General features: G+C 70.6%; 27 protein-coding genes. 3 read left to right on the top strand and 24 right to left on the bottom strand.

Annotated elements, in window-relative coordinates; genetic code table 11:
- Positions 1-34: 34 nt before the first annotated feature.
- The 20 genes from VKN16_16640 to VKN16_16545 form a co-directional block, all read right to left on the bottom strand.
- A complete protein-coding gene (locus VKN16_16640) occupies positions 35-1,345 on the bottom strand; it encodes an aminotransferase class III-fold pyridoxal phosphate-dependent enzyme (GenBank protein ID HME95836.1) in 1,311 nt (436 codons plus the stop codon).
- A 121-nt stretch (positions 1,346-1,466) separates the two neighbouring features.
- Positions 1,467-2,396 (bottom strand): dihydrodipicolinate synthase family protein, encoded by a 930-nt coding sequence (locus VKN16_16635; GenBank protein HME95835.1) that lies wholly within the window; start codon positions 2,394-2,396, stop codon positions 1,467-1,469.
- 31 nt (positions 2,397-2,427) lie between these two features.
- Positions 2,428-3,078, bottom strand: a complete 651-nt coding sequence (locus VKN16_16630) for an isochorismatase family cysteine hydrolase (GenBank protein HME95834.1) — start codon at positions 3,076-3,078, stop codon at positions 2,428-2,430.
- Between the two features lie 118 nt (positions 3,079-3,196).
- Complete coding sequence (locus tag VKN16_16625) at positions 3,197-3,577, bottom strand: YraN family protein (protein HME95833.1); 381 nt, start codon at positions 3,575-3,577, stop codon at positions 3,197-3,199.
- A gap of 33 nt (positions 3,578-3,610) precedes the next feature.
- Positions 3,611-4,267, bottom strand: a complete 657-nt coding sequence (locus VKN16_16620) for a ribonuclease HII (protein HME95832.1) — start codon at positions 4,265-4,267, stop codon at positions 3,611-3,613.
- 14 nt (positions 4,268-4,281) lie between these two features.
- Positions 4,282-4,665: a 50S ribosomal protein L19 gene (gene rplS, locus VKN16_16615; GenBank protein ID HME95831.1), complete on the bottom strand. Its 384-nt coding sequence runs from the start codon at positions 4,663-4,665 to the stop codon at positions 4,282-4,284.
- Positions 4,666-4,690: 25 nt separating this feature from the next.
- Complete coding sequence (gene trmD / locus VKN16_16610; protein HME95830.1) at positions 4,691-5,443, bottom strand: tRNA (guanosine(37)-N1)-methyltransferase TrmD; 753 nt, start codon at positions 5,441-5,443, stop codon at positions 4,691-4,693.
- Complete coding sequence (gene rimM, locus VKN16_16605) at positions 5,440-5,961, bottom strand: ribosome maturation factor RimM (GenBank protein HME95829.1); 522 nt, start codon at positions 5,959-5,961, stop codon at positions 5,440-5,442. Before rimM ends, trmD begins: the two co-directional genes overlap by 4 nt.
- A gap of 5 nt (positions 5,962-5,966) precedes the next feature.
- Entirely contained in the window at positions 5,967-6,218 is a 252-nt protein-coding gene (gene rpsP, locus VKN16_16600; GenBank protein HME95828.1) for a 30S ribosomal protein S16, read from the bottom strand.
- Between the two features lie 46 nt (positions 6,219-6,264).
- Complete coding sequence (gene ffh / locus VKN16_16595) at positions 6,265-7,608, bottom strand: signal recognition particle protein (protein HME95827.1); 1,344 nt, start codon at positions 7,606-7,608, stop codon at positions 6,265-6,267.
- A gap of 63 nt (positions 7,609-7,671) precedes the next feature.
- Positions 7,672-8,331: a ribulose-phosphate 3-epimerase gene (rpe, locus tag VKN16_16590; GenBank protein ID HME95826.1), complete on the bottom strand. Its 660-nt coding sequence runs from the start codon at positions 8,329-8,331 to the stop codon at positions 7,672-7,674.
- A gap of 9 nt (positions 8,332-8,340) precedes the next feature.
- Positions 8,341-9,717, bottom strand: a complete 1,377-nt coding sequence (rsmB, locus tag VKN16_16585) for a 16S rRNA (cytosine(967)-C(5))-methyltransferase RsmB (protein HME95825.1) — start codon at positions 9,715-9,717, stop codon at positions 8,341-8,343.
- Positions 9,714-10,658 carry a methionyl-tRNA formyltransferase gene (fmt, locus tag VKN16_16580; protein ID HME95824.1) on the bottom strand — a complete coding sequence of 315 codons (945 nt, stop codon included), beginning with the start codon at positions 10,656-10,658 and terminating at the stop codon, positions 9,714-9,716. Before fmt ends, rsmB begins: the two co-directional genes overlap by 4 nt.
- Positions 10,659-10,677: 19 nt before the next feature.
- Positions 10,678-11,199, bottom strand: a complete 522-nt coding sequence (gene def, locus VKN16_16575; GenBank protein HME95823.1) for a peptide deformylase — start codon at positions 11,197-11,199, stop codon at positions 10,678-10,680.
- Positions 11,200-11,220: 21 nt separating this feature from the next.
- Positions 11,221-12,987 (bottom strand): hypothetical protein, encoded by a 1,767-nt coding sequence (locus VKN16_16570; GenBank protein ID HME95822.1) that lies wholly within the window; start codon positions 12,985-12,987, stop codon positions 11,221-11,223.
- Positions 12,988-13,005: 18 nt separating this feature from the next.
- Entirely contained in the window at positions 13,006-13,704 is a 699-nt protein-coding gene (locus tag VKN16_16565; protein HME95821.1) for a uracil-DNA glycosylase, read from the bottom strand.
- Positions 13,701-14,942, bottom strand: a complete 1,242-nt coding sequence (gene coaBC / locus VKN16_16560; GenBank protein ID HME95820.1) for a bifunctional phosphopantothenoylcysteine decarboxylase/phosphopantothenate--cysteine ligase CoaBC — start codon at positions 14,940-14,942, stop codon at positions 13,701-13,703. The genes VKN16_16565 and coaBC overlap by 4 nt, the downstream gene beginning before the upstream one ends.
- A 7-nt stretch (positions 14,943-14,949) precedes the next feature.
- Positions 14,950-15,162, bottom strand: a complete 213-nt coding sequence (gene rpoZ / locus VKN16_16555) for a DNA-directed RNA polymerase subunit omega (protein HME95819.1) — start codon at positions 15,160-15,162, stop codon at positions 14,950-14,952.
- Entirely contained in the window at positions 15,162-15,773 is a 612-nt protein-coding gene (gene gmk / locus VKN16_16550) for a guanylate kinase (GenBank protein ID HME95818.1), read from the bottom strand. The genes rpoZ and gmk overlap by 1 nt, the downstream gene beginning before the upstream one ends.
- 112 nt (positions 15,774-15,885) lie before the next feature.
- The gene (locus VKN16_16545) at positions 15,886-16,770 is read right to left on the bottom strand and encodes a YicC/YloC family endoribonuclease (GenBank protein ID HME95817.1); all 885 of its coding nucleotides are present in this window, start codon (positions 16,768-16,770) and stop codon (positions 15,886-15,888) included.
- Between the two features lie 163 nt (positions 16,771-16,933).
- Between VKN16_16545 and VKN16_16540 the strand changes: the two genes are divergently transcribed.
- The 3 genes from VKN16_16540 to VKN16_16530 all read left to right on the top strand — a co-directional run bounded on the left by VKN16_16540 (position 16,934) and on the right by VKN16_16530 (position 19,732).
- Positions 16,934-18,025, top strand: a complete 1,092-nt coding sequence (locus VKN16_16540) for an ABC transporter substrate-binding protein (protein ID HME95816.1) — start codon at positions 16,934-16,936, stop codon at positions 18,023-18,025.
- Positions 18,026-18,050: 25 nt separating this feature from the next.
- Positions 18,051-18,821: an ABC transporter ATP-binding protein gene (locus tag VKN16_16535; protein HME95815.1), complete on the top strand. Its 771-nt coding sequence runs from the start codon at positions 18,051-18,053 to the stop codon at positions 18,819-18,821.
- Positions 18,822-18,916: 95 nt separating this feature from the next.
- Positions 18,917-19,732 carry an ABC transporter permease gene (locus tag VKN16_16530; protein ID HME95814.1) on the top strand — a complete coding sequence of 272 codons (816 nt, stop codon included), beginning with the start codon at positions 18,917-18,919 and terminating at the stop codon, positions 19,730-19,732.
- 12 nt (positions 19,733-19,744) lie between these two features.
- Here the strand turns inward: VKN16_16530 and VKN16_16525 are convergent, their stop codons facing one another.
- The 4 genes from VKN16_16525 to VKN16_16510 all read right to left on the bottom strand — a co-directional run.
- Positions 19,745-20,377 carry a hypothetical protein gene (locus VKN16_16525; protein HME95813.1) on the bottom strand — a complete coding sequence of 211 codons (633 nt, stop codon included), beginning with the start codon at positions 20,375-20,377 and terminating at the stop codon, positions 19,745-19,747.
- A 12-nt stretch (positions 20,378-20,389) separates the two neighbouring features.
- Complete coding sequence (gene hpt / locus VKN16_16520; protein HME95812.1) at positions 20,390-20,923, bottom strand: hypoxanthine phosphoribosyltransferase; 534 nt, start codon at positions 20,921-20,923, stop codon at positions 20,390-20,392.
- A complete protein-coding gene (gene pyrE, locus VKN16_16515; protein ID HME95811.1) occupies positions 20,923-21,534 on the bottom strand; it encodes an orotate phosphoribosyltransferase in 612 nt (203 codons plus the stop codon). The genes hpt and pyrE overlap by 1 nt, the downstream gene beginning before the upstream one ends.
- On the bottom strand, positions 21,531-21,872 hold a 342-nt coding region (locus tag VKN16_16510; protein HME95810.1), incomplete at its 5' end, for an orotidine 5'-phosphate decarboxylase / HUMPS family protein. The genes VKN16_16510 and pyrE, both read right to left, overlap by 4 nt.

Here is a 21,872-nt window from a genome sequence, read left to right as displayed (position 1 = left end):
TCGAGACCCTCCTGTATGTGCGTAATCGATCCGCTCAGCGGGAAGTTCCCGCCGCCGCGGCCAGCGCGTCCTCGAACACCTCGAGGGTACGCGTGACCTCGGCGTCTCCGTGCACGAGCGAGACGTAGAACTTCTGGGCCGCCTTGACCACGCCCCGCGTGAGCATCTCCCGCGTGAAGGCGGCGTGGAGCTCCCGGTCGGCGGTGAGCGTGGCCCGGTAGTCGGTGATGGGACGGTCGGTGAAGTAGATCTCGAAGACCGGCGCTTCGCCCGCCACTTGCGCGGCGAGGCCGGCCCGCCGGGCCGCCGCGGCGAGCCCCTGCTTCAGGCGGGCCCCGGTCGCGAACAGCCGCTCGTAGGTGCCGGGCTTGCGCAGCTCGGCCAGCGTGGCGAGCCCGGCGGCGGCCGCGATGGGATTGCCGTTGAGCGTGCCGGCCTGCTGCACGAACTCGCCGGAGCCGTCCAGCTCCTGGGAGAAGTGGCGCATGATGTCGCGGGGTCCGGCCACCGCGGCCAATGGGAAGCCGCCGCCCACGATCTTGCCGAACGCGGCCAGGTCGGGGACGACGCCGTAGTACTGCTGGGCTCCGCCGTAGGCGAAGCGGAAGCCGGTCACGATCTCGTCGAAGATCAGCGGGATGCCGTGCCGCGAGGTGACCGCGCGAACGCCCCGGAGGAAGTCTCCGTCCGGCACGATCAACCGCTGGAACGGCTCCATGATCACCGCGGCCAGATCGTGGTGGTGCGCCTCGATCATGGCCTCGGTCTCGGCCAGGTCGTTGAACGGGGCCACCAGCACCTCGCCCTGGATGGCGTGCGGGATGCCCGCCGAGTCCGGCGTGGGCGCGGGGAAGGCCTTCGGCTCGCGCGGGCCCACGCTCATCAGCGAATAGTCGTGCACGCCGTGGAAGCCGCCCTCGAACTTCAGGATCTTGTCGCGCTTGCGATACGCGCGCGCCACCCGCAGCGCGAAGAAGGTCGCCTCGCTCCCGCTGCCGCAGAAGCGTACCTGCTCGGCGCACGGCACCGCCCGGCAGATCTCCTCGGCCAGATTCAGCGTGGGCTCGCTCAGCTGGAAGTAGGTCGTGCCTCGGCGCAGCTGCGCCTCGACCGCCGCCACCACCGCGGGATGCGCGTGGCCCAGCACGAGCGGCCCGCTGCCCAGGATGTAGTCGATGTACTCGCGCCCCGAAAAATCGTGGAGCCGCGGCCCGCGCGCCTCTCGGACCACGAAGGCCAGCTCCTGCGGAGCGTAGTAGCCGCCCAGGACACCGCCGGGCAGGACCCGCATCGCCTTCTGCAGCAGCGCTTCTTCGTCGGGGCTACGGCCGACCGGACCTGCCATTCGACCTCGCTGGGATGGGGAGATTCCCGGTTTTATACATGAAAGACCCCCTGCGCCGCAAGGGTGCGCTTACTCGGTCGTCCGCCCGCGACGCGGCGGGCAGCACGGCGGCAACGTCGAGTTACGCGGAGAGGCCGGAGGCGCGCAGGGCCAGACGGATGCGGTGTCGCTCGTCGTCGGAAACGGGCGTCAGCGGGGGCCGCACGTGGGCGGCCGGGATGCGCCCGAGGAGCGCGAGCGCTTCCTTCATGCGGTTGTGCATGTCCACGAACGGCGGGGCGTAGAACACGCTCACCAGGGGAGCCAGCCGGTCGTTGATCTGCCGCGCCTCCTCGAAGCGGCCGGCCCGCACCGCCGCGAGCAGGCTCGCCTGCCGGTCGGCCACCACGCTGCCCATGCCCGAGATGCAGCCGTCGGCGCCGAGCAGGAAGCTCGCCATCAGCGACATGGTGAACGACGACATGACCGCGACCGGGCGCCCGGTCGCGCGGACGGCGCGGAGGTTCTTCTCGTAGGAGACGATGTCGTTGGACCAGTCCTTCACCGCAGCCACCGTCGGGATCTTGCACAGCTCGGCGAGCGTCTCCGGGCTGTAGCCGATGCCGGAGGCCGGCGGGTACTCGAAGACGACGATCGGCAGGTCCACCGCGTCGGCGATCACCTGGAAGTGACGCAGCACCATGTCGGGCTTCAGCTGCGCGCCCCACATGAACAGGGTGGGCGGGAAGACGAGCAGACCGGCCGCGCCCGCGGCCCGCGCGTCGCGCGCGAGGTCCGCCGCCTCCCGGCTACCGTCGCTGTAGATACCGGTCACCACCGGTACCTTGCCGGCCACCTCGTCGAGCGCGATCGCGAGGGTGCGCTTGCGCTCCTCGCGGTCGAGCGAGGCCACCTCCGCGGCGTGGCCGTTGGCCACGATGCCGGTCACCCCGGGGGCGTCCGCGAGCCAGCGCAGGTGCGCGCGATACGCGGGCTCGTCGACGGCCAGATCGGCGGTGAAGGGCAGGAGGTTGGCCGGCATGCATCCGTGGAAGCGAAGGCCCTGGCTCATGGCGTCGACGGTATCACACGGCACGCGGCCGTCACCAGTGCGCCATCTCGTCAGCCACTTCCTTGGCCGAGACCACCCGCGCGTAGGCGCGACGCACGATGTCCAGGGTGGCGCGCTGGATCTCGGGCCACAGCGTGGCCACCGCGTCCTCGACCACCACCATCCGGTACTCGCGGTTGAAGCCGCCCACGACGGTGGCGAGCACGCAGATATCGGTCATGGTGCCGGTCACCACCAGCGTGGTGACGCCGCGGGCCCGCAGCGCCCCGTCGAGCACGGTGCCGTTGAAGCCGTCGTAGTAGTGCTTGGTCACCACCAGCTCGTCGGCGCGCGGTGCCAGCTCGGCGATCACGTGGACGTTGTCCTCGCCGGCCAGACACGAAGACGAGGGGCGGCCGAACCCGACGGGGGCGCCCGGCGAAGCGGGATGGTGCTCAGGATGCAGCTCGCCCACGAGCAGCGGCGCCGCCGGCGAGTAGGTGAATTCGGTGAACACCACCGGCAAGCTCTTCTCGCGGAAGATGGCCAGCAGCTCCTGGATGCGCGGCACCGTCTCGCGGGCGGGAGGCACCGCCATGGCCTGGCCCGGGTCCACGAACGCGCGCTGCATGTCGACGACGAGCAGCGCGGTGCGGCCGGGGGCGAGGGGGAGGGCGGTGCGGAAGGCGTCGTCGCGGGTCATGGCGTGTTCGCTGTCGTCGCGGTGCTGCTGCGATCCTTTACTTCTTCAAGCTTTATATATCCGCTCGGCTCGCCTTTGGCTGCGCCTCGCCAAGCACTGCCAGCACTCTAACGGTTGCCTACCACGCGGAGACGGAAAACGCGTTGGGGATGTGGCGGATGGCTTTGACCGCGCCCTCGTCGTTGAAGATCACCGAGACGACGTCGAAGCGGCAGGAGACCTGCCGCAGGCGCTTGAGCTTGAGATAGCCGTGGGCCAGCTTCCCGAGCCGGTTCTGCTTGCGGGTGTTGACCGCGGCCTGCGGCGGGTCGCCTTCCATGTCCCGACGGGTCTTGACCTCGACGAAGACGAGCGTCTTGCCCTCCTTCGCCACGAGGTCGATCTCCCCCGCGCGGGTCCGGACGTTGCGGTCCAGGATGGAGAATCCGCTCCGAGTGAGGAACCGGGCCGCTTCCTCCTCGCCTCTCTCTCCGGTGATCTTCCGAGTATCGGTGGGCACGGCGCTACTCCTTGGCCAGCACGAGATCGCACATCATGAATCGGCGTTGATCCATTGCAGCTCGCTCCGAGAGAACAGCGACAGCTGGTTCCAGATTCCCGCGAACGTCTGGCGGTGCAGCGAGCACGGCCCGTGGCGCTCCAGGGCGTCCCGGTGCTCCGGGGTCGCGTACCCCTTGTGCCGGGCGAAGCCGTAGACCGGGAAGTCGCGATCCGCCGCTTCCATGATCCGGTCTCGCGTCACCTTGGCCATGATCGAGGCCGCGGCGATCGACGCCGAGCGCCGATCCCCGTCCACCAGGTTCCGCTGCGGACATCTCAGCCCCGGCACCTCCACGAAGTCGGTCAACACCAGCTCCGGCTCCATCGCGAGAGAGCCCAGCGCCTGCGCCATCGCCAGCCGCGTGGCCTGCAGGATGTTGATGCGGTCGATCGTCAGGTGATCCACGACCGCCACACTCACCGCCAGCGCGCTCGCTCGAATGATCTCGAACAACCGCTCCCGCTCCTCCGCCAGCACGCGCTTCGAGTCGTCCACCCCGGCGATCCGCGTCCCCGGCGCCAGCACCACCGCCGCCGCGACCACCGGGCCCGCCAACGGCCCCCGTCCGGCCTCGTCCACGCCGGCGAGACGCGTCACCCCCCGCCGCCACGCGGCGCTCTCGAAGCGGTACGGCGCGCCCGCCGCCACGCCCGCGCCCGGGTCTACCTCGGGCTCGACTGCTCGCCCGACGCCGGCACCGCGCTGACCCGCTTTTCCTTGAGACGGGCCGCCTTGCCGACCAGATCACGGAGGTAATAGAGCTTGGATCGGCGCACCGCGGCTCGCTTCATCACCTGGATCTTGTCGATGCGCGGCGAGTGCAGCGGGAACGTCCGCTCCACCCCGACGCCGTACGAGATGCGCCGCACCGTGAACGAGGCCCCGGTACCACCGCCGCGCTTGCGAATGACCACGCCCTCGTAGGCCTGCAACCGCTCCTTCTCGCCCTCGACGACCTTGACCATCACCTTGACGGTGTCCCCGGGCCGGAAGCCGCCCCGGTCCTTCTTGAGATCTCCCGCCTCGACGATTCGGATCGCTTCCATGATCTGACGCTCCTCGCTCGATAAGTTAGTCCAGGAAATCGGCCGGTGTCCGACCTTGCCGGAAGCCGTCCGTCCACTTCTGTTCTTCCGGCGTGAGATCCGCCGTCTCCAGGAGATCGGGGCGCCGCTCCCAGGTGCGCCACAGCGACATCAGCTGTCGCCAGCGGGCGATGCGGGCGTGATCGCCCGAGCGCAGCACCGCCGGCACGCCGACGCCGCGAAACGTCTCGGGCCGCGTGTACTGGGGATGCTCGAGCAGGCCCCGCGCGAACGAGTCGCGCGCGGGCGCCTTCCCGTCCCCCAGCGCGCCGGGCAACAGGCGCGTCACCGCGTCCGTGACCACCAGCGCGGCAGGCTCCCCGCCGGTGAGGACGTAGTCCCCGATCGACAGCTCCTCCTGGGCCACCGTCCCGCTCACCCGCTCGTCCACGCCTTCGTACCGCCCGCAGAGCAGGATGAGGTGGGACCGACGGGCCAGCTCTCTCGCCACGTCCTGGCTGAACCGCCGCCCGGCCGGCCCCAGCAGGATGACCCGCGCGTCGGCGCCTTCGGGCTTCAGGGCCTCGACGGCGGCGGCGAGCGGCTCCGGCTTGAGGATCATGCCGCCGCCGCCCCCGAAGGGTGGCTCGTCGGTGACCCGGTGCCGCCCCGTTGCGTGCGCGCGCAGGTCGTGGACGCGGATGTCCACCAGCCCGCGGACCCGCGCCCGGCCCACGATGGATTCGGCGAGCGGCGCCTCGAGCATTCCGGGGAACAGGGTGATGATGTCGATCCTCACAGGTCGAGCAGCCCTTCCGGCGGATCGATGACGATGTGGCGATCCGCCACGCTCACCTCCACCACGATCGAGGGCACCGCCGGGATGAGCCACTGGCGCTCCCCGTCCTCGACCACCCACAGGTCCTGCGCGCCGCTCTCCACGCGGACGAATCGTCCGACCGGCCGACCGTCGCGCGTCTCGACCGCCGCCCCTTCGAGCTGCCAGGGATAGAACTGCCCCTCGTCGAGGGGCAGCGCCTCGTCCCGTCGCACCGCGAGCAGGCGCCCCTGGAAGCGCCGCGCCGCCTCCGGGGAGTCCACGCCCTGCATGCGCACGAACGCGGTCGTCCCGTCGAAGCGAGACGAGGCGATGCGGCAGTCCTCACGCAGGTCGCGATCCGGCTCCCACAGCACGCAACGCTTCAATCCCTCGAAGCGCTCCCACGGCCGATCGGTGAGCGGACGCACCTTGACCTCGCCGTGCAGCCCGTAGGGCCGCAGGACCTCACCCACCGCGACGAGAGGCGCCTCCGCCATGCGATCTACGCCTTCGCGGCGGCTCCCGCCCGGGCGAGGAGGTGCTTCACGGTGTTGCTCGGCTGGGCGCCCTTCTTGATCCACTCCTGCGCCCGCTCCACCTCGATCTTCACGGTGGGTGGATTCGTGAGCGGGTTGTAGTGCCCGATCACCTCGATGAACTTGCCGTCGCGCGCGGCGCGCGAGTCCGCCACCACCACCCGGTACGCCGGCTTCCGCGTCGTTCCCGTCCGTCTCAGCCTGATGTGGACTGCCACGAGGTCACCTCTCTCTGGGTTGTGCTGCGCTGCCGTGGAACGGGGCTCAGCGCGGCAGGAAGGGCAGGGCGCCCTTGAGCTTGCCCATGCGCCCCTCCATCTGCTTGAGCCCCTTCATCATCTTCTTGAGCTGCGCGTACTGCTTGAGCAGCCGGTTCACGTCCGACACGCTGGTGCCGCTGCCGCGGGCGATCCGAGAGCGGCGGCTGCCGTTGATGACCGCGGGCTCCCTCCGCTCGTGCGGGGTCATCGAGGCGATGATCGCCTCGTACCGGTGCAGCTCCTCCTCCCCGCCCTCCATGTCCTTGGGAAGGCCGCGCGCGCCCTTGAAGAAGGGCACCATGTCGAGGATCTGCCCGAGCGGACCCATGGACCGCAGCTGCTTGAGCTGGGTCGCGAAGTCCTCCAGGGTGAACGCGTCGTCGCGGATCTTGCGGGCGAGCTCCTCGGCCTGCTGGGCGTCGACGGTGGCCTGGGCCTTCTCGACGAGCGAGAGCACGTCGCCCATGCCCAGGATGCGCTGCGCGAGCCGGTCCGGATGGAACGGCTCCAGCGCGTCGGTCTTCTCGCCCACGCCGACGAACGCGATGGGCCGTCCGGTCACCTCGCGCACCGACAGGGCGGCCCCGCCGCGCGCGTCGCCGTCCATCTTGGTCAGGATGACCGCGTCGATACCGATGGCCGCGTTGAACTTTTCCGCCACCGTGACCGCGTCCTGCCCGGTCATCGCGTCGACGACGAGCAGCACGTGGTGAGGGCTCACCGCGCGCTTGATGGCCCGCAGCTCCTCGAGCATGTCCTCGTCGATGTGCAGCCGCCCCGCGGTGTCGAGGATGAGCGGAGAGAGACCGCGCCGGGCCGCGTCGTCGCGGGCCTCGGTGCAGATGTCCACCGGCTTGCGGCTCGCCTCGCCCAGCACGGGAATGGTGAGCTGGGCTCCGAGCGTCTTCAGCTGATCGATCGCGGCGGGCCGGTACACGTCGGCCGAGGCCAGGATCGGGTGCTGTCCCTGCTTCTGGAAGTGACGGGCGAGCTTCGCCGCGCTGGTGGTCTTGCCCGAGCCCTGCAGTCCGACCAGCATCACCACCGTGGGCGGATGCGGCGCCATCGCGAGTCGATGTCCGGAGCCGCCCAGGAGCTCCATCAGCTCGTCGCGCACCACCTTCACGACCTGCTGGCCCGGCGTCAACGACTGCAGCACGTCTTGCCCCACCGCCTTCACCCGCACGCGCTCGACGAACCCCTTCACGACCTTGAAGTTGACGTCGGCCTCCAGCAACGCCATGCGCACCTCGCGCAGGGCCTCCTGGATGTTCTCCTCCGTCAACCGGCCAAACCCACGGAGCCGGTCGAGGATTCCGGTCAGACGACTGGTCAGGCTGTCGAGCATCGTGTTGCCACCTGGTGGTATGTGCTTGGGAACGCTAGAGGATACTGACGCGGAACGGAAAAGTCAAGCTGATACCGCTACTTCCGAGGCACTCCGGAGGGCGGCCACCGCCGCCCCCGGGTCCGCGGTCCCGAAGACGGACGACCCGGCCACCAGGACCTGCGCCCCCGCTCGACCGAGACGCGCTGCGTTATCGATCTTGACCCCGCCATCCACCGAGACCAGGACGTCCCGATTGGCGATCATCTCCCGGAGCCGCCGGATCTTCTCGTAGGCCGTCGGAATGAATGACTGCCCGCCGAAGCCGGGATTGACCGACATCACGAGGACCAGGTCCAGGTCCTCCAGCACGTACTGCAGCACCTCGGGGGGCGTCGAAGGGTTCAGGGCCACCCCGGATCTGGCGCCGGCCTCCCGGATGGCGCTGAGGGCGCGCTGCAGGTGCGTGCTGGCCTCGGCATGGACGGTGACGTAGTCCGCGCCGGCGCCCACGTAGGTCTCCACCCAGCGCTCGGGCTCCTCGATCATGAGGTGGACGTCCAGCGGCAGCCGCGTGCGCTTGCGGATCGACTCGATGACCGGGGGGCCGATCGTGAGGTTGGGCACGAAGTGGCCGTCCATCACGTCCACGTGGAGCAGGTCGGCGCCGGCGGACTCGACCCGGGCGATCGCCTCGCCCAGCGCCGCGAAATCGGCCGACAGGATGCTGGGGGCGATCTTCATGGTGTGACCTTACCCGAAAGCCGCGGGGGCTGCAAAGCCCGCCCGGATCAGGCGGACCGCGGTGAAGCCGTCGGTGCCGTGGACGTGGGGCAGGCACCGGATCATGCCGTCCGCGCCCGGAGTCACCGGGAAGCCCGCCGGCGCGTCCACGCGGAAGGCCGGATGCCGATCGAGGAAGGCCCGCACCAGATCGTCGTTCTCCTCGGGCTCGAGCGAGCACGTGGCGTAGACCAGGCGCCCGCCCGGCTTCACGAGCCCCGCCGCCGTCTCCAGGATCCCGTGCTGCTTCTCGGCCAGGCGGCCCAGCTCGGTTTCCTCGCGCTTCCACTTCACGTCCGGATTGCGGCGCACCACGCCGAGATTCGAGCACGGCGCATCCACCAGCACCCGATCGCAGCGATCCTTCCAGCGCCCGGAGACCGACGCCACGCCGCCCACGTGCGCCTCCACGATACTCACGCCCAGCCGGGTCGCGGCCTGCGTCAGCAGCCGGAGCCGCGCCGCGTTCGGGTCCATCGCGATGATCTTCCCCCGGTTGCCCATGAGCTGGGCCAGGTGGGTCGTCTTGGTGCCGGGCGCCGCGCACACGTCGGCGACCAGCTCGCCGGGCTGCGGGTCGAGCAGCCGGGCGATGAGCATCGACGCCTCGTCCTGGATCGAGCACCAGCCGGCGGTGAACGCGGCCCACCGGCCGACCGCGCCACGCCGCACCGTGAGCCCCTCGGGCGCCAGCGTGGTGGGATCCGTCTCCGCGAGCTCCTCGTCGCGCAGCCGGCGCGCCAGTTCGTCGCGCGAGATGCGGAGTGTGTTCGCCCGGATGGTCACCGGCGGACGCTCGTCGAGCGCGGCCATGAGCCGCTCGGCCTCCGCCGCGCCGTAACGCCTCATCCACCGCGCGGCCATCCAGTCCGGGAACGACCAGCGGATCGCGGCGGCCTCGATCGGATCGGCGGGGAGCCGTGGCGGCTGGGGCGCGCGGGTCAGCGAGCGGAGCACCGCGTTCACGAACTCGGCCGGTCCCGGCACACGCGACTTCAGCCGCGCCACGCTGACCGCCTCGTCCACCGCGGCCCAGCGCGGGACGCGGTCGAGGTACACGAGCTGGTAGGCGGTCAGGCGCAGCAGCGCGCGCACCCAAGGATCGAGCTTGGCGAGCGGTCGATTGAGATGCGGCGTGAGCCGCCAGTCCAGATGCCGGCGCCATCGCAGCGTACCGTAGACGATCTCGGTGCAGAGCGCCGCGTCGCGGGCGTCCAGCCGCGCTCGCTCCAGCGCGTGCTCGAGGGCGATGTCGGCGAAGGCCCGATCGCGCTCCACCCGTACCAGGATGTGCAGGGCCTCGTAGCGCGCCTGCGAGACCGGACCCGCCTTGAGCACCGGGCTCATCGTGTCGGCTCGCTCACCCGCGCGCCGGGTCGAAGTCGGGCGCCGCGAAGGAAGTCGGCCCAGGGCATGGCCTTGCGGTTCTCCGGCTGGACTTCGAGGGGGAAGAGGAGGCCGGCGCCGGTGGTGATGGCCATTGGCCCCTCACCCTGCCCGCTCCCCGGAGGGGAGAGGGGAATCAGCGTGCCGGGGGCTTCAGCGGCCTCGGATGGAAGGGCCTGGGCGCGCCAGATCAGGAGGCGGCCGGCCGGTGTCGTCAGGGCCGCGCCCGGCCACGGGTTGCACCCGCGCACGCGGTTGACGAGGTCGCGGGCGGGCTCGGTGGGGCGCAGCCAGCCGTCCTCCTTCTTGAGGCGCGGCGCCAGCGTGGCCCGGGCCGGATCCTGCGGGATGCGGGGAAGGGAGCCCAGGCGCTCCAGCGTCTCCAGCAGGAGACGCGCGCCGATCTCGGCCAGCCGCGCCGACAGCTCGCCCGCGGTCTCGTCGGGCGCGATGGCCGTGGCCTCGCGCAGGAGCATGTCCCCGGTATCCATCCCGGCGTCCATCTGGAAGGTGGTGATCCCGGTCTCGGTCTCACCGCGCATGATGGCCCACGCGATCGGCGCGGCGCCGCGGTAGCGCGGCAGGATCGACCCGTGCACGTTGATCGAGCCGTGCGGCGGCACGTCGAGCACGGCCCTGGGCAGGATCTGGCCGAAGGCGGCGACCACCCCCACGTCGGGCCGATACTCGGCGAGGCGCTCGGGCCATCCCGCATCGCGCAGACGCGGCGGCTGCAGCACCGGCAGCGACGCCTCCAGCGCCCGGCGTTTCACCACCGACGTGGCGAGGGCGCGGCCGCGCCCGGCCGGCTTGTCGGGCTGGGTGATGACCGCGACGACATGGTGGCGCGCCAGCAGGCCTTCGAGCGTCGGAAGGGCGAACGCGGGGGTGCCGTAGAACAGGACGCGCAGTTCCGGTCCGCTAGAGGGCGAATGCGTGGTGCCCGGTCTCCTTGGGGAAGCCCTCTTTCTGGATCTTCTTCTTGATGCGGTCGCGCGTCACCGGCGGCAGCCGGTCGATGAAGAGCACGCCGTCCAGGTGATCCAGCTCGTGCTGCACGACGCGCGACGTGAGCCCGCCCGCCTCGAACGAGATCGGCTGGCCGTCGACGCCCATCGCCGAGACCCGGATGGTCCTGGCGCGCTCGACCTCGGCGAAGATGCCGGGCAGCGAAAGGCAGCCCTCCTCCTCCCGCACCGTCCCGGTGCGGCTCTCGATGACCGGATTCAGCAGCGCCTGGGCGCCGCCCTTGCCGTCGTCCATCACGAGGATGCGATAGGACAGGCCGACCTGAGGGGCGGCCAGGCCGATGCCGACCTGGTGCCACATGGTCTCGGTCATGTCGGCGATGTTCCGCTTGATCGCGGGGGTGATCTCGGTCACCGGCGCCGCCACCTGCCGCAGGACCGGGTCGCCGTACAGTCTCACCGTCAGCAATGCCACGACGCTCGTCTCCTCTCGGAATCAGCCGTTTCCCTGCGGATCCATCTCTACTTCTACCATACCGACCGAGCCCCGTCGCCGGCCGAGGAAGGGCGCCAGCGCCGACGCCAGCAGACGGGGCAGCTCGGCCGGGCCCTTGATCACGAAGCGCACCCGGCGGAGACGCGCTCCGGGCGGGCTCACCGAGGCGGGCGGATACACCGTGAGCCCGGGGATGCCCCGCAGGGCCGCGGCACAGTCGGCGGCCAGCGCGCGCGACGTGCCCTCCTCGCGGGATCTCATCGAGATCTCGCAGATCCGACGGAACGGCGGGTAGCCCAGCTCGGACCGGAACCGCAGCTCCTCGGCGTAGAACGCGGCTCGATCCTGCGCGCGGGCGCTGCGGACCGCGTAGTGATCGGGATGCTGCGTCTGCACCACCAGCCGGCCGCCCGGCGCGACCGCCTCCGCGGCCTCCCACAACAGCTGCCACGCGCGCTCGCCGGCCCGGAAGTCGGGGACGCGCAACAGGGTGTCGAGCGCGATGAAGCCGACGCAGCCGACCGAGCGCGCGGGCAGGGTCCGCAGCAGCGCGGAGGTGCCGATCACCACCTGGGCTTCCCGGTTCTCGCGCGAGATGGTGAGGCGCGGGAAGCGGCGCACCACCGAGGTCTGCACGCGCTCGGCGTCCCAGCCGAACGGCGAGAGCCGGCGCCCGCCGCAGCCCGGGCATCGATCGGGCGGCGCGTCGACTCGGGCACAGAGCGGGCACCGTAGCTCCCGCCGATCCCGCGAGAGCGCCCGCGGCACCCCGCAGTCGGGGCAGCGGAGGATCACTCCGCACTCGTCGCAGGCCAGCGCGGCGGTGCGCCGGCTCACGATGAGAGCGGCGCGCCGGCCCTGCCGGGCGCTCTCCTCGATGCCGCGCGTGAGCGGCAGGGTCAGCGGATGATTCCTCAGGATGCCACGAGTGTCCGCGGTGATGACCTCCGGCCAGGGGCCCGGCTCCGCCTCGGCCTGGACGGTCTCCTTGTTCTGCGCGCGCCACCATGTCTCCACCGACGGGGTCGCGGAGAGCAGGAGCAGCCGGCTGCCGTCCAGGGCGGCCCGGCGGACCAGCAGGTCGCGCGAGTGCAGTCGCGGTGCTCCGGGCGGCTTGTGCGCCGGATCGTGCTCGTCGATCAAGGCCAGGGTGGCCGGAGGCGGGAGCGGGGCGAGGAGGGCCGAGCGTGTGCCGACCACCACCCGGCTGCGGCCACGGGACGCGGCGAACCACGCCCGGCGCCGCTCCGCGAGGCCGACGCCGCTGTCGAGCCGGGCCGCGTCGAGCCGCTGCGCCCAGCGGGCCACCGCGTCGCGATCGGGCGCGATCACCAGCGCGACGTCGGACCCGCGCTCCAGGCTTGCCGCCAGGCGTCCTTCGCGTCGATGGTCCATCCACAGCTCGCGAGGCCGCGCCTCACCCGGGGAGGACTCGGCGGGGGGCGAGACCGTCTCGGCCGCTCCGGAGCGGGGGGGCGGCGGCAGCAGCGAGAGCACGGTCGAGCCCCAGGAGGAGAGGCTCTCGTCGGCTGCCCAGCGGCCGAGGTCGAGCGCGGCGTCCGAAGCGATGGGAACCGGCTCGACCGCTCGCTGCACGGGCTTCAGTCGGGTCGCATCTCCGTGCCTCAGTGCGACCACGACGCCCATCCGACTGCGTCCGTGAAGCGGGGCGCTCACGCGCTGCCCCCGGCTCAGGGCCAGCCCGTCGGGCACCAGGTACGAGAAGGGACGGTCGAGCGGGATGTCGAAGATGATGTCGGCGATCACCCGGGCCGACCGCTCGATCTAGCGAGCCTCGGAGCCGGCGAGCCGATCGTACTCTCGCCGCGCCAGCTTGAGGTCATCCCAGGCCATGCGCTTGAACTCCTGGCCGGGATTGCGCAGGAGGAACGCCGGGTGGAAGGTCGGAACGAGCACGCTGCTCCGGTACGAGTAGGTCTTCCCGCGCAGACGGGTGATGCCCTCCTTCGTGCCGATGAGGGTCTGGGCCGCGAAGTTGCCGAGGGCCAGGATCACGTGGGGACGGATCGTGTCGATCTGCGCGATCAGGAACGGGGTGCACGCCGCCACCTCGTCCGGCTCCGGATTGCGATTGCGCTCGGGCCGGCACTTGACCACGTTGGCGATGTAGCAGTCACGCTCGCGATCGAAGCCCACCGAGGCGAGCATCCGGGTCAGCAGCTGGCCCGCGCGCCCCACGAAGGGCACACCCTGCTTGTCCTCCTCCTCGCCGGGGCCCTCGCCCACCACCATCAGGCGAGCGCGCGCGGCGCCCGAGCCGAACGCGATGTTCGTGCGGCTCTTGCAAAGCTTGCAGAGCGTGCAGCCCTGTCGCGCGCGCTCCTGCTCGCGGAGGGCGTCGGCGGGATCCGGGAAGGGGATCGAGGAGAGGGGCAGGTCGCGCAGGCCGAGATCGCGGTGATGCCGGAGGGTGTCGGCCAGCCCGTGCAGGGCGTCCGCGACGACCTCGCGCGGGTCGCTCATCCCCCGGCGCGCGGCGCGGCGCGGGTCTCGCTCCGCTGGCCCGCCCGCAGGCCGAGCACACGGTCGAGGATGGCGTCAGCCACCTCGAGCTTGCTCATGCGGGGCAGATCCGTGACGCCGCCCCAGCGGTCGAGCAGCGTGACCTGGTTGTCCTCGGCGTCGAACCCGATGCCCTTGACGCTCACGTCGTTGGCCACCAGGAGATCGACGCCCTTGGCCGCGAGCTTGGCCGCCGCGTTGGCGCGCACGTCGTTGGTCTCGGCCGCGAAGCCGACCAGGAAGGCCTGCCCCTTGCGCGAGGCCAGCTCGCGCAGGATGTCGGGATTGGGCGCCAGCTCGAGGGTGAGATCCTCGTCCTTCCTCGACTTGATCTTGGTCGCGCTGGGTCGCTTGACCCGGTAGTCGGCGACCGCCGCCGCCTTGATCACGATGGTGGAGCGTCCCAGATGCTGCAACGCGGCCTCGCGCATGTCCTCGGCGGTCTGCACCGGGACGTAGGTCGCGCCGGCCGGAGGGGTGAGGGTGGTGGGACCCGAGATCAGGATCACCTCGGCCCCGCGCCGGAGGGCGGCCGTCGCCACCGCCTGGCCCATCTTGCCCGACGACCGGTTCGAGATGTACCGCACCGGATCGATCGGCTCCCGCGTCGGCCCCGAGGTGACGAGCACGCGCTCGCCCACCAGGTCGCGGCGAGGGGACAGGAGGCGCTCGAGCGCCTCGATGATGGTCTCGACCTCGGGGAGCCGGCCTCGCCCGGAGAGCCCCGAGGCGAGCTCGCCCGCATCCGGCTCCAGCACGCTCACGCCCCGCGCGCGGAGCGTGGCCACGTTCGCGGTCACCGCCGCGTGGTCCCACATGCCCCCGTCCATCGCGGGCGCGATCAGCACCGGACAGCGGGCCGCGAGCAGCAGGGTGGTGAGGAAATCGTCGGCGATGCCGTGCGCCGCCTTGGCGAGGACGTTCGCGGTCGCGGGCGCGACCACCAGGGCGTGCGCACGCTCGGCGAGGGCCACGTGCTCGACCGCGTCGGGGCTCTGCGGATCGAACAGATCGGAGAGCACCGGCCGGCCCGAGAGCGTGCGGAAGGTGAGCGCCCCCACGAATCGCTCCGCGTGGGCGGTAGTGACCACCGTCACCTGGGCGCCGGCGCGAGTCAGCTCGCGCAGCAGGTACACCGCCTTGAACGCGGCGATGCTGCCGGTGACGCCGAGGATCAGGTGGGCGTCGCGTAGGGGCATGACCGTTCTAGAGCTTGGGGGTGTCCTCTTCCTTGACGCGGTAGCCGACGCGGGCTTCGGCGATCTCTTCGAGCGCGGTGCTGGTGGGCTTCTTGTGCCGCGTGTCGACCTGGGCCTTGGCGCCCCGGTTCAGCTGACGGGCGCGCTTGGCGGCCAGGACGACGAGCATGTAACGGTTGGAGACGTTGTCGAGGGACTTCTCGAGCGATGGGAACGACATCACGCCGGCACCTCCATGTCGGGGAAGCGTAGGGTCAATCGGCTCGTGCGGCAGCGCTCGGCCTGGATGATCGTGGCGAGCTGGTCCACCGCGTCTTTCACGTCACGGTTGATGATGAGGTAATCGTACTGGCGCCAGGCCGCGATCTCCTCCTTGGCCCGGCTGAGCCGGCGCGCGATGTCGCCGGGAGAGTTGCTGTTGCGCTCGCGCAGCCGGGCCTCCAGCTCGGCCATCGACGGCGCCATGATGAACACCGAGACCGCCTCCGGATAACGCTGCCGGAGCTGTCGCGCTCCGTGGGTGTCGATGTCGAGCAGCACGTCGAGGCCCCGGCCCAGCGCGGCCTCCAGCGCCTTCGCGGGGGTGCCGTAGTAGTGACCGTGCACCTCGGCCCACTCCGCGAATTCGTCGCGGCCGCGCATCGCGATGAAGACCCCCTCGGTGACGAAGAAGAAATCGGCCCCGTTGGTCTCGCCGTGGCGCGGCGGGCGGGTGGTGTAGGAGACCGAGTAGTAGAGATCGGGCACGAGCGAGCGCACCTCGTGGCACAGCGTGGTCTTGCCCGCCCCGGAGGGAGCGGACACCACGACGAGCGTTCCGCGTCGCTTGATCAGCTGCATCGCTGACTGCCCTTACTACACTTCATATCCGTTCGCCTCGCCTTCGGCTGCGGCTCACCAAACATGCCTTCGGCTGCGGCTCACCAAGCGTCGGCGGCTCACCCTACTCGACATTCGCGATCTGCTCGCGCATCTTCTCGAGGGCGGACTTGGCCGCGATGACCGCCTGGGAGATCTCGAGGTCGTCGGCCTTGGATCCGATGGTGTTGACCTCGCGGTGGATCTCCTGGATCAGGAACTCGAGGGTGCGGCCGACCGCCTCGTCGCCGGCCAGCAGCGTCCCGAGCTGGGCGAGGTGCGCGCGCAGTCGCGCCTGCTCCTCGCTGACGTCGGTCTTGTCGGCCCACACCGCGACCTCGGTGGCCAGCCGCGCCGGATCGACGTCGGCGCCGGCCAGCATCGCCTGCATGCGCTCCCGCAGCCGCGTGGCCCGGCGCTCCACCGCGGCCGGCGCCCGCTGCGCCACCGTCTCGAGATGGGATTCGAGCACCGATCCGAGCCCGGCCAGCTCTTGCGCCAGGGCGGCGCCTTCAGTCTGCCGGCGCTCGAGCAGCTCCGCGAGCGCGGCGCTCAGCGCCTTCTCGAGGAGCGGCCAGGTCTCCTCGGACGCGAGCGGGGTCTGCTCCTCGCGGGTGAGCACACCGGATTGCCCCATCACCCAGCCGAGCGTCGGCCCGTCCGGCAGATCCAGCGTCTCGGCGAGCTGACGGGCGGCATCGGCGTATTCCCTGGCCTGCGCCAGGTTCACGGTGAGCGGGTTCAGCACCGTGCCTTCGGCTGCGGTCAGCGTGACGCTGACGTCGACGCGTCCGCGTTGCAGGGCGGCCTGGATCAGCCGGCGGGCGTCGGCCTCGAAGACGCCGAGCACCCGGGGCAGCTTGATCGAGATGTCGAGGTGCCGGTGGTTGACCGACTTGCACTCGACCGTGAGGATCGTCCGGCCCCCGCCGGCTTCTGCCCGTCCGTACCCGGTCATGCTGCGGATCATCAGGGCCTCGTGGGGAGCCTCGGCGGGAGCATCCGCCGGACCGTGAAGGGGAGCGCAGCGACGACCATCACCCGCGGACGATAGACCAAAAAACCTTATCTGTCAATGTCTTTGGGCCAATCAAGCGTTGACAGTCCGGGCCGGCGGCATGTAGCATGCCCGCATGGCATCGGAGCCACGAACCGGACGCTGGACCCGGCGGGAGTTCCTCACCACCGCCGGGCTCTCCGGCGGTCTCGCCGTCGTCCCGTGGGCCCGGATGGCTCGCGCGCAGGGCCTCAAGACCATGACCGCGTCCCATAGCGTATCGACCTTCGTCTATGGCCAGCACCTGGTGGCCGCCCAGAAGAAGTTCTTCGAGGAGGAGGGCGTCAAGACTCCCGACTTCGTGGTGCCGGGTGGTGGGGCCAAGGTCGTGCAGGCGCTCGCGGCGGGCCAGGTGCAGTTCGCGCTCGGCGACTCGAACCATCCGTTGAAGATCACCGAGAAGGGCAAGGACGCCCTGATGATCTTCGCCACCGACACGCGCTGCTCCTACGCCAACATCGTCGTCCGCAAGGAGCTGTGGGAACGCGGGGTTCGTACGGTGGAGGCGCTCGCCGACTCCAAGCTCGTGGGACGCAAGGCGGTGGTGGCCGCGACCGCGATCGGCTCCGGGACGTACGTCTACGGGGTCTACGTGCTGCAGAACATCACGGGCGCCGACGGCAAGCCGGTCAACGATCACGTCGAGTGGGTAGGCGGGGGCGCGTCCACGACCATGCTGGGCGGCCTGAAGGCCGGCAAGTTCGACGCGATCATGGCGGTGCCGGAGTGGCAGTCCGCCGCGGTCGAGGAAGGCTTCGGCAAGCCGCTGTACGACATCCGGGACGAGAAGGCGTGGAACCGCGTCTTCGGCGGGCCGATCCCGGTCACGGTGGGCTACGTGCTGAAGGAGACCGTCGAGAAGTCGCCCGACCTCGTGCAGGCCTACGTCAACGCCTGCTACCGCGCCCAGCAGTGGATCCACCGGGCCAAGGACGACGAGGTCACCGATCTCCTGTGGAAGCCGTACATGGAGACCTTCAAGCGCGAGGTGGTGCTGGAATCGGTGCGCTACTACCGGACCATCTTCGACTGGGACTTCATCGTCGAGGAGAAGGACTACGACCGCGGCATGAAGGTCTGGGTGCCCACCGCGCTGGACAAGCCGATTCCCTACAAGCAGGCCGTCGACATGAGCTTCGTCAAGAAGGCGCAGGCCAAGTTCAAGTAAGTCGGCGGTGCCGTCGCGCGTTCGCATCTCCGTCCGGGACCTCTCGAAGACCTTCCGCCAGGGTGCTCGAGAGGTCCCGGCCGTCTCCGCGGTGTCCCTCGACGTGCGCGAGCGCGAGTTCGTGGCCATCGTGGGCCCTTCGGGCTGCGGCAAGTCCACCGTGCTCAACATGATCGGCGGCCTCATCGCGCCCAGCGCCGGAGAGATCCTCGTGGACGGGCAACCGGTGCTCGGAGCGCCGCCGGCGACGGTCGGCTACGTCTTCCAGAAGGACACCGTCTTCCCGTGGCGCACCGTCGAGCGCAACATCGCGCTCGGGCTGGAGTATCGCAACGTGCCGGCCGCTCAGCGGGTTGCGCGCGTGCGCGAAGCCATCGCGCTCGCCGGGCTCCAGGGCTTCGAGGACGCCTATCCGGCGACGCTGTCCGGAGGCATGCGGCAGCGGGTGGCCCTCATGCGCTCGCTGGTCATCGACCCGGAGATCCTCCTGATGGACGAGCCGTTCGGCGCCCTCGACACCCATACCAAGCTGAATCTGCACGCCGAGCTGCTGAGCCTCTGGCAGGCCAAGCAGCAGACCGTGATCTTCGTCACCCACGACCTCTCGGAGGCCATCACCCTGGCCGACCGCGTCGTGGTCATGACGCGCCGGCCCGGGCGCATCAAGCAGATCTACGACGTGAAGCTGCCGCGCCCGCGCGACGTCATCCATCTCCGCGAGACCGACGAGTACTCCCGCGAGTACAGCGAGATCTGGCACGCCCTCGGCGAAGAATTCCGGGCGCCCACGCCATGACGGCCACCCGCAACGGGCTGTCCGCCGGCCGGGGGAGTGCGGGGGCCATGTCTGGGCCCCCGCAGGCCTGAAGAAGTGAACGGCTGTCCGCCAGCATGACCACGGACCGCCTGCGCATCCTGGCCTGGCAGGTGCTGATCCTGGTCGCGGTGCTCGCGGCGTGGCAGTGGCTGACCGGCATCAAGGCGGTCTCGAAGATGCCCGGTCTCTACTGGATCGACCCCTTCTTCATCAGCCGGCCGTCCGCGATCGCGGAGCGCTTCGTGTACCTCATGTCACCGAAGGTGCGCCTCGGCATCTGGCAGATGGCACTGTCCACCGTGCAGTCGACGATCTGGGGCTTCCTCGTCGGCGTCTCCACCGGCTTCGTGGCCGGCCTCGTGCTCGGGCGCAGCGATCGGCTCGCCCGGATCCTCGAGCCCTACATCGTGGCCTTCAACTCGCTGCCCCGCATCGCCCTGGTGCCGCTCATCACCATGATCTTCGGCTTCGGCCTGCTCGCCAAGATCGTGCTGGCCTGGAGCATCGTGTTCTTCATCGTGTTCTTCAACACCTTCCAGGGCGCGCGCGGCGTGGACGCGGACCTGATCCACTCCGCGCGCTTCCTGGGCGCCTCCGAGCGGCAGATCATGACCACCGTGATCGTGCCGTCCGCGCTCGCCTGGACCTTCGCCTCGCTGACGCCTTCGATCTCGTTCGCGCTGATCGGAGTCGTGGTGGGAGAGTTCATCGGAGGCGAGTCCGGAGGCGGCCTCGGCTATCTGATCATCCAGTCGCTCGGGACGCTCAACGCGGCCGACATGATGGTGGCCCTGATCGTGCTGGGCGCCATCGGGATCGTGATGGCCCTCGGGATCCGCCAGGTGGAGGCGCGGCTGCTGCGGTGGCGGCCGGAATACCAGAAGCGCTGACCGCGGACGCGGTCAGTGGGTGGAGTAGGCGCTCAGCTCCTCCTCGAAGTCGCCGTCGGGGCCGCCGCCTGCCCGGATCTTGACCCAGCTCTTCACCACCGGGCTGTACCAGAATTCCTGCCACGCCCCGCTCTGCACCTCGCGCCGCGAGATCTTGAAGGCCTTGAAGGTGCCCGCCGGCGTCTTGACGTCCTCGTAGCCCTCCACCGCCCAGATGCCGGTGGTGATGGTCCGCCGCTCCGGCTCGCCGCCGTCGGTCCAGGTGAAGGTGGACGACCACTGCTTGCCGACCTGCAGCGGCCACTGGAAGTCCTCGGGCGGGATCGCGCGCCTCACCACCTTGTCGCCGTTCAGCCGGGCCAGATATCCCAGACGCTTCGTGAACCAGTAGTGGGCGGCGCCCGCCTCGACCTCGTAGGCCGGGTACCCCTCGAAGAGGCCCTCGCGCAGCACCTTCCGGGTGATCGTGTAGGGGCCGCCGGCTCGGCGTCCCGCGTAGGTCCACGCGTCGTTGGGCTCCCACGTCGGCCGCTCGGCGAGCTGGACGGTGCGAGACTCGCCGGTTCCGGTCGCACAGCCCCCCGCGCTCAGGAGCAGGGAGAGCATCGTGAGCGCGGTGATCCGATGGAGGAGTGAAGGCCTCACGAAGTCAGCATACTACGCGAGGCGGGCCACGTAGGGCAGGTTCCGGTACCGCTCCTCGCGATCGAGCCCGTAGCCCACCACGAACACGTCCGGGATCTCGAGCCCCACGTAGTCGAGGGTCAGGTCCTGCGCGCGCCCGCACTGCTTGGCCAGCAGCGTGCACACCCGGATCGACGCGGGGTTCCGGGTACGGAAGTTCCGCAGCAGGTAGGCGAGCGTCCGCCCGCTCGCGCAGATCCCCTCCACCACCACGATGTCGCGCCCCTCGATCGGCTCGTCCAGGTCCTTGCGGATGCGCACCACGCCCGACGCCGAGACCGGGCCGGGGCCGTAGGGCACGACCGAGATGAAGTCCACCGTCACCGGTATCGTGAGGGCCCGCATGAGATCGGAGAGAAAGACCGCCGAGCCCTTGAGCACGCCGATGAGGTGCAGGGGCTTGTCCTCGTAGTCGGCGGAGATCTTCGCGGCGAGCCGGGCCACCTCGGCCTGGAGCGCCTCCCGCTCGATCAGGACTTCGCCCGGGCCGCCGTGCGGCGTGGGCATCACGCGAACCGGGTGGCCTTGAGGAACTCCCGGGACTGACGCACCAGATGGGCTGGCGCCAGCCCGGTGGCTTCTCCCTCGTCGAAGCACTGCGAGATGGTGAGCACCGAGTGGAGCGCGTAGCCGCGCGCGGCCAGCAGCTCGCGGCCGCCCTGCTCGCGGTCGATGAGGATGACCAGGTCCTTCACGACCAGCCCGGCCTCCTCCATCGGCTGGATCGCCTCGAGCTTGCTCGCCCCGTCGGTGATGATGTCGTCGATGAGCACCACTCGCTCGCCCGGCTTGAACTGTCCCTCGATCCGCTTGCGGGTGCCGTAGCCCTTCTCCTCGCGCCGCGGATAGACCAGCGGCACCCGGCCGGCCAGGCTGGCCGCCACCGCCAGCGGCAGGCCCGCGTAGGGGATGCCACCCACGCGCTCCCCGCCGCAGCGGCGCACCTCCATGGCCATGAGCGCGCCGACCTGTTCGAGCACTTCCGGGAAGGAGATGACCACGCGCAGGTCGATGTAGAACGGCGAGACGATACCGGACTTCAGCGTGAACTCGCCGAAGCGAATCGCTCCGATGTCGTAGAGGCTGCGGATGAGGGTGGCGTGGGCGGCCGCGATCACGAGCCCATCTCCGCGAGCACCGCCTCGGCGGCGCGCGCCGGATCGGACGCCGCGGTGATGGGCCGGCCGACCACCAGGTAGCGGGCTCCCGACTGGACCGCCGCGCGCGGCGTCGCGATGCGCGATTGATCGCCGGAGTCGCTGCCCGCCGGCCTCACCCCGGGCGTCACGATCACCCAGTTGGCCCCGCGGTCGGTGCGCAGAGCCGCGATCTCGTTGGGCGAGGCCACGCAGCCGTCGAGCCCCGACTCCGCGGCCATGCGGGCCAGGTGCAGCACGTGGCCCTCGACGGAGGCGGCCACCGACAGCTCGCGGCTCAGGGCGCCCCGGTCCAGGCT

The sequence above is a fragment of the Candidatus Methylomirabilota bacterium genome (assembly GCA_035315345.1).
Taxonomy (GTDB): domain Bacteria; phylum Methylomirabilota; class Methylomirabilia; order Rokubacteriales; family CSP1-6; genus CAMLFJ01.
This window is presented reverse-complemented; position numbering and strand designations above follow the sequence as displayed.